The sequence below is a fragment of the uncultured Mailhella sp. genome (genome assembly GCF_947631555.1).
GTDB lineage: Bacteria > Desulfobacterota > Desulfovibrionia > Desulfovibrionales > Desulfovibrionaceae > Mailhella.
On sequence record NZ_CANRLT010000104.1, the window covers coordinates 1 to 5,872 of the forward strand.

General features: G+C 58.7%; 6 protein-coding genes. 3 read left to right on the top strand and 3 right to left on the bottom strand.

Annotated features, from left to right (window positions below):
- Window positions 1-254: 254 nt before the first annotated feature.
- From Q0Z94_RS10665 to Q0Z94_RS10675, 3 genes are all read left to right on the top strand, one after another.
- Complete coding sequence (locus tag Q0Z94_RS10665) at window positions 255-548, top strand: hypothetical protein (protein WP_298069554.1); 294 nt, start codon at window positions 255-257, stop codon at window positions 546-548.
- Between the two features lie 240 nt (window positions 549-788).
- Window positions 789-1,043, top strand: a complete 255-nt coding sequence (locus Q0Z94_RS10670; protein ID WP_298069555.1) for a hypothetical protein — start codon at window positions 789-791, stop codon at window positions 1,041-1,043.
- 344 nt (window positions 1,044-1,387) lie between these two features.
- Entirely contained in the window at window positions 1,388-1,642 is a 255-nt protein-coding gene (locus tag Q0Z94_RS10675; RefSeq protein WP_298069557.1) for a hypothetical protein, read from the top strand.
- Between the two features lie 64 nt (window positions 1,643-1,706).
- Here the strand turns inward: Q0Z94_RS10675 and Q0Z94_RS10680 are convergent, their stop codons facing one another.
- From Q0Z94_RS10680 to Q0Z94_RS10690, 3 genes are all read right to left on the bottom strand, one after another.
- On the bottom strand, window positions 1,707-3,935 hold the full coding sequence (locus Q0Z94_RS10680) for an ATP-binding protein (protein WP_298069558.1): 2,229 nt from the start codon (window positions 3,933-3,935) through the stop codon (window positions 1,707-1,709).
- 143 nt (window positions 3,936-4,078) lie between these two features.
- Window positions 4,079-4,474: a helix-turn-helix transcriptional regulator gene (locus Q0Z94_RS10685; RefSeq protein WP_298069560.1), complete on the bottom strand. Its 396-nt coding sequence runs from the start codon at window positions 4,472-4,474 to the stop codon at window positions 4,079-4,081.
- Window positions 4,475-4,546: 72 nt separating this feature from the next.
- The gene (locus Q0Z94_RS10690; protein WP_298069562.1) at window positions 4,547-5,596 is read right to left on the bottom strand and encodes a WYL domain-containing protein; all 1,050 of its coding nucleotides are present in this window, start codon (window positions 5,594-5,596) and stop codon (window positions 4,547-4,549) included.
- Window positions 5,597-5,872 lie beyond the last annotated feature (276 nt).

A 5,872-nucleotide genomic window follows, 5' to 3' on the forward strand; every position in this document is an offset into this window, starting at 1 on the left:
GGATGAAAGCAGTGTGCCCGAGGATACGCTTGAGGCAGGCAGCGGGCCGGCCTCGATGCTCGTGAGACTGGAACGGGGCAAAGAATCTGGAGCAGGTTCGCGAGGTCGTGAAAGAGCTGGTACAGTATCTTCAGGACCCGAAGTGCTCGGATTTACGCCGGGCATTTACGGTCTGACTGGAACGGATCGTCCTGAAACGCTCAGGAATAACGGAAGAGATTTCCGAATTTCAAGATTTGCGGGAGGTGGACGCCATGTTGGAAGAACGCTCCGCACAGTGGAAGGATGAATACATCCAAAGAGGGGTTCTCCTCGGTAAGGCCGAAGGTATCTCCATTGGTGAAGCCCGGGGTGAAAGTCGTGGTTTAGGTATCGCCCTGCGTGATTTACTTGAGACGCGCTTTGGCAGCCTGCCGTCCTCTGTGCTTGATTATATTAAAAACTCGTCCGATGTGGACACGCTGCGTCAACTCATGCGGGACGCGGCCAGAGCAGAATCGCTGAATGCCTTCATGAGCCAGCTTGGCTTGCCAGCGGCAAGTTGCTGATGTAACGCTTCGCCATCCGCCGTGGTTCGGCTGCGGGGCGGGAGACGGATGCCCGTCCCTAACCGCCGGACGGCGCGAGCGTCAGCCGAGCTGACAGCGACGTGTTCGTCAGGACATAGCCTGCGAACATGGTTACGCCGCCGGAGCGGGGAAGGTCACGGGGAACGTCATCTTTTCCTTGCCTTAATACTGGGCAGCGGCCAGGCTGCAGGTGCGAGGGGTAAAAAGATGAAAAGGGTCGTGAAGTACATCCAGCTTTCCCTTCAGGGCGTAGGAATAGCAGCGCTCGGGACGCTGAATATTCATGAGCCGAAGCCAGAAACCTTGATTTCAGGCGGACTCAGCTTATTTGGCGGTTTGCTGATTCTGGTTCTGAATAAGGAAGCATTGACCATGAACGTTATGACTGCGGCAATCGTGTTTGTACTTGTCCTGACGGCCTGTGGTGCGGGGCTGGCATTATACAGCAACAGCAAAACCACCAAACAGAACTAATCACCATGACGGTTTGAACAAGCCGCCTTTTCTTTACGGAGGCCGTCCGTCTTTGGACGGTCTTTTTGCGGGAAAAGAGCGAGGGAAGACATCTTGCTTTTTCCTGCCGTAAAAACACGAATACAGCAAAACTTCCCGTTCGGCGAAAGGCGTCATCTAACCACGTCCCTAACCGCCGGAGGCACGAGCGTCAGCGAGCTGATAGCGAAGGCGGCGTGTTCGTCAGGACATAGCCTGCGAACATGGTTACGCCGCCGGAGCGGGGTAAGGAGAAGCGCTTTCTCCTTTTGCCTTGCGTTAATCCCAGGCAATGGATAGAATACCGATGTGACGGAGGATAAAACATGACCGACACGACTTTTGACAGCCTTGGATATTTTGAAAAGCTGAAGGCTGCGGGCTTTTCCGAAACTCAAGCACGGGTACAGGTGGAGGCCATGCAGGGCATCGTGCGAACATACGATGAAGACTCTCGCAGGGAGCTGGCCACCAAGCTGGATCTCAAGGAGATTGAACTCCGTCTGCTCAAATGGCAGCTTGGCATAGGACTTGCCCTTGCCGCCATCATGGCCAAGGGCTTCGGCTGGCTGGGCTTTTAGTCAGCAAAAGACACCCTCAGGCGGCTCACAGAGCCGCCTTTTTTGCCTTTCCCGCCACCGGCATTTAATGAAGGCGCACGGTCTGCTCCGGCTTCTGCGCCACGAAGCCGATGCGCCGTTCCTGCCCGGAATCGAGGTTGAGTTCCGTTTCCCGCCTGAGGGCGTCCAGGAGCAGTTCATGCGTCACCTCACCCGGCGCCGTAAACAGCGGATCGTACTGCGAGCGCACGGCGTGGAAGCTGCCCGGCGTCAGCCCCCTCATCCCTATGAGCTGCTGCCGGAGCGCCTCGGGCAGCTTCTCTGCGCACAGGGGCGCAAGCAGGGCTTCGTACAGTGCCTGCACCTGATCCGGCTCCGCATAGCGGAACTCCACCTTGCAGGTGAAGCGACGCATGGCCGCCGCATCCATATGGGAGCGGCAGTTTGTGGTGCAGATGCAGAAGCCGCGGCACTCTTCCAGGCTGGTCAGAAACTCGTTCACCAGCGATCGCTCCCAGGAGTGGCTGGCCTCTTCACGGGAAAAGAGAAAGGTATCGGCCTCATCAATGACCAGCACCGCGCCGCTCTTCTCAGCATGGCGGAAGGCTTCGGCCACCTGCTCTTCGGACACGCCCACAAAGGGATTGAGCAGATCACTGGCGCGCTTGACCAGGCATTCCCGGTCCATCTGATCGGCGAGAAAGCGGGCCAGTGCCGTCTTGCCCGTCCCGGGAGGCCCGTAAAAGAGCATGGTTCCGCAGCCGGGCCGCAGCTCCTGCCCCGAACTCATCGCGGCATCCACGCGGCGGCAGCGTTCCACAAGGGCTGCGGCGTCGCCCTCCATGCACACCCCGTCCAGCGTAAATTCAGGCACGGCCCGCACCTGCTTCGCCCGGGAACCGTCCCCGTGCTGAAGTGCGAGATGCGCCCTGAGAATGCGTTCCACCGAGGGATAGAAGTCGTTCTTCCTGGGATAGAGGCTGTGGGACTGCTCCACGGCCTTCTGGATAACCGCGGCCTGCACCGGATAGTTCCGGGCGAGTCCCCTCACGCGCCCTTCCTGAAAATAGCGTGACAGCTTCTGCCCCTTCAGGATCTGCCGCCACACCTCCACGCGTTCCCGCAGCCCGAGTTCCTCGAAGCAAATGCTGTAGGAAAAACGGCGCCGCACGGCGGGATCGATGTGCTTCACCTGATTGCTGATCCACACTACGCACTGGCCCGGCTTTTCGAGAAAATCGTTCAGCCAGGCCTTGTCCTTGGTTTCGCGCTCGAAAAAAGGATCGGTATAGAGAATGCGTTCGGCCTCGTCCACCACTACAAAGGAACCTTCGTGCCTTGAGGCCATGTGCAGACAGGCGAAAAGCGAAGCCCGGCGGTCCCTGTCGCAATCGTCCAGGCGGCTCGGCACCGTCCAGGCCTTGAGCCCGCAGACCCGGGCCACACTGCGCACAAAGGTGGTCTTGCCCGTGCCGGAAGGCCCGTAGAGCAGGATGTGCACCGCGCCGCCGTCCTGCCGCTTCAGCAGGCTGCACACCTGGCGCACGTCCTCGGCCGGAACGCGGAAGGCGTCCAGGGGCAGCGTTTCGCCTTCAAGCGGACGGCAGAACTGCTCGCCGGGGTCCACGTTATCCGTTGACCAGAAGTCCAGCAGCGAGTCGATGAGACGGAGGGAGGAATGATGGTTCTCGATCAGCCCGCAGTTCTTCAGCTCCCGGAGACAGCCGGAAAGCTGCTGCGGTGTCATGTCCAGGATGCGGGCGAAGAGCCTTTCGCGGCCGAAGCGGAACACGCCGAGATGGTCCTCGAAATAGCTTTCGACTTCAGAAAAGTTCTGAAGGATGAAGATGAATTCGCAGAACCGCGCACGGTCCTCTTCCAGACCGAAGATCTGCTTCAGTCTGCGCTGCGCGGCGAGGAACAACTCCGGAGCGGAAGTGCCGGCATCCTCCCCGCCCTGCGCGATGTCACGGCAAAGCTGTTTGCACTGCTCGGAGAGATACGGGATAAGACAGGGATTTCCTTCGAAAAGGTCATCGAAGCAGTTCCAGATATACGCCGGCGAGTTCTCCTCCAGAAACTTCGTCAGAGCGCGGTGCGCCGTGCGGCCCGACCGTGTCCTGAGGTGCGCGGTCTGCTTCAGCAAGGGGTCAAGCAGCAGGTGTATGTCCAGGTCCCCGCAGATCCAGCGAAGGCATTCAAAGAAGTCGCTGGACAGGGAAACGGAATCGTCAAGTGCTGCAACTATCCACTGTGCCGCCTTGTGCCTGGCATAGAGGACTTCGGGGCTGCCCGGGGTGGGACAAACTGACATATTAACCTCCTTTTGATTTCACTCAGGAGGCTATCAGCGCATCAGTCCAGATTCTGACCACTATTCAAGAATTTTTCTGACAATGATTTCATAAGGTTGAACGGCATAAACCGTTTTCATGGCCAAAACGCCCGTCCCTGCATTTAAAAAAGGGGCGGGGTTTGCCGATCTTCGGCTCTGCCCCCGCGCTTTTCGAGTTCTTTGAGTCTGGACACCGTGTTTTCCACAAGCTCCACCACAACTTCCTGCATTTCCGGGGAAAGTTCCTCCAGGAGACGGCAGATATCCTGCGCCCTGACGCGGGCGGAAGTCTCCGTCTGCCGGAACAGATCGGCGACCGTGCAGTCCAGAAGTTCCGCAATGTCCTGAAGCCGGGAAATCTTCGGCGAAATGATCCCCTTTTCCATGCGGGACACGGAGTGCTGCTCGATGCCAAGCCGTTCGGCAAGGTCAAGCTGCGTCATGCCCTTTCGCTGTCTGCGCGTCATGATGGCCTGCCCCAGCGCGATGGCTGCCTTTCTGTCGCGAGTTCCCGCCATGCAGATGCTCCTGATTGATGGTCAGAAGCATATCTTGCCTTGAATTTACCCGCGGGGGAAACCTCAATACGTTCATTTTCTGACTTGAAAAGGATATTTACTCATGTTATTCGTGTTGTCCAGCGCCCCGGCGGCATCGTCCTGATCCAGATTCAGCTCGCCGTCCTGCCCGCCGTCCTGCTGAACGGCAACGATTTCCGCCTCACTGCCAAACTGCTTTGCCCATCGGATTACCTCATGCACGTCAGCCACGTTCACCGAGAACAGCACATCTCCGTCTGCGGTTTTTTCCAGCTTCTGCGAGGGGTGCCACTGCTGTTCCGCCACATAGTGGCTGGCCTGGCCGGTGAAGCGGATGGTTATCCAGTGCGGGTCCGCTCCGATGAACGCGCCGAAGGCGTTGTTCCGGCGCTCCAGAAAGCCGCCGTCCTCGCCCGGCTTCCACGTCACGCGCATGCCCGTGTACTGCACCCGTTCGATGCGGCTCACGCGGAAGACCTTCCACTGCGGCGGCGTTTCATCGACCGTGCGCCCATAGACGTAGAGAACCCGCCCCTGCATGTAGATGTGCCGGGGGTCAATCTCCCGCCAGCCCTGCTTCCAGATGCCGCTGCGGGTATAGAGTATCCGGAGGCGCCGGCCTTCGGCCACGGCCTCGTGCAGGGCGGAGAAGACTTCCGGCTTCACGCCGAAGCCGTTGGACGTGACCTCTCTGTCGAAGCAGGCGAGGAGCTGATCCTGAAACGGCCGGGGCAGCCCGCCGGCCAGCTTTCTGCCCGCGGTGACCGCGAGCGCCGCAAGCGTGCCGTCGCCCGTGGCGCTGAGCTGTTCCAGGGCGAACATCAGGATCAGCCTGTCCGAAAAGTTCAGATCCGTGAGCGGCGCAAACCTGTCCTCCAGGATCCTGAAGCCGCTGCTCCGGCTGTAGCCGAACTGGAATCCGGCCTCGGCAAGCGCGTTCCGGTCCTTGTAGAACTGGCTCCGGCCAATGCAAAGCTTGGACAGAAGGGAATCGAGCTTCTGATGCGGGTCTTCCCGTATGGCCTGCACGATGCGCAGAAGGCGGCTTATGCGGCTGTCCTCCTGCGCGGAAGATTGGGGACGTTTTTCTGTAGCGGACACGAAGAGCTCCTTTTTTCCAGCACTATGGGCCAGACTTTCCGCGGGAGCAAGCCCAAACTCGCCTCGAGTTCACACCTGCATGGACTGGACTAAAATGAACTCCTTAAGCCTTGCCGCAAAAGTGACGTCTTTCCCCTGCCGTCTTCTTTGGCCATTCAGCGGAAACAGCGGTCTATACCAAAGGCGTGATGGCTGTTTTTTGAGACACTGACTTTTATAATGACAAATGTTTGAGATTATGCTATCCTTCAAAAAAAAACGGAGGGTACCGAGATG

Coding starts and splice junctions, on each gene's coding strand:
- Q0Z94_RS10680 (WP_298069558.1), bottom strand. CDS start 3,935: ATGTCAGTTTGTCCCACCCCGGGCAGCCCCGAAGTCCTCTATGCCAGG.
- Q0Z94_RS10665 (WP_298069554.1), top strand. CDS start 255: ATGTTGGAAGAACGCTCCGCACAGTGGAAGGATGAATACATCCAAAGA.
- Q0Z94_RS10685 (WP_298069560.1), bottom strand. CDS start 4,474: ATGGCGGGAACTCGCGACAGAAAGGCAGCCATCGCGCTGGGGCAGGCC.
- Q0Z94_RS10675 (WP_298069557.1), top strand. CDS start 1,388: ATGACCGACACGACTTTTGACAGCCTTGGATATTTTGAAAAGCTGAAG.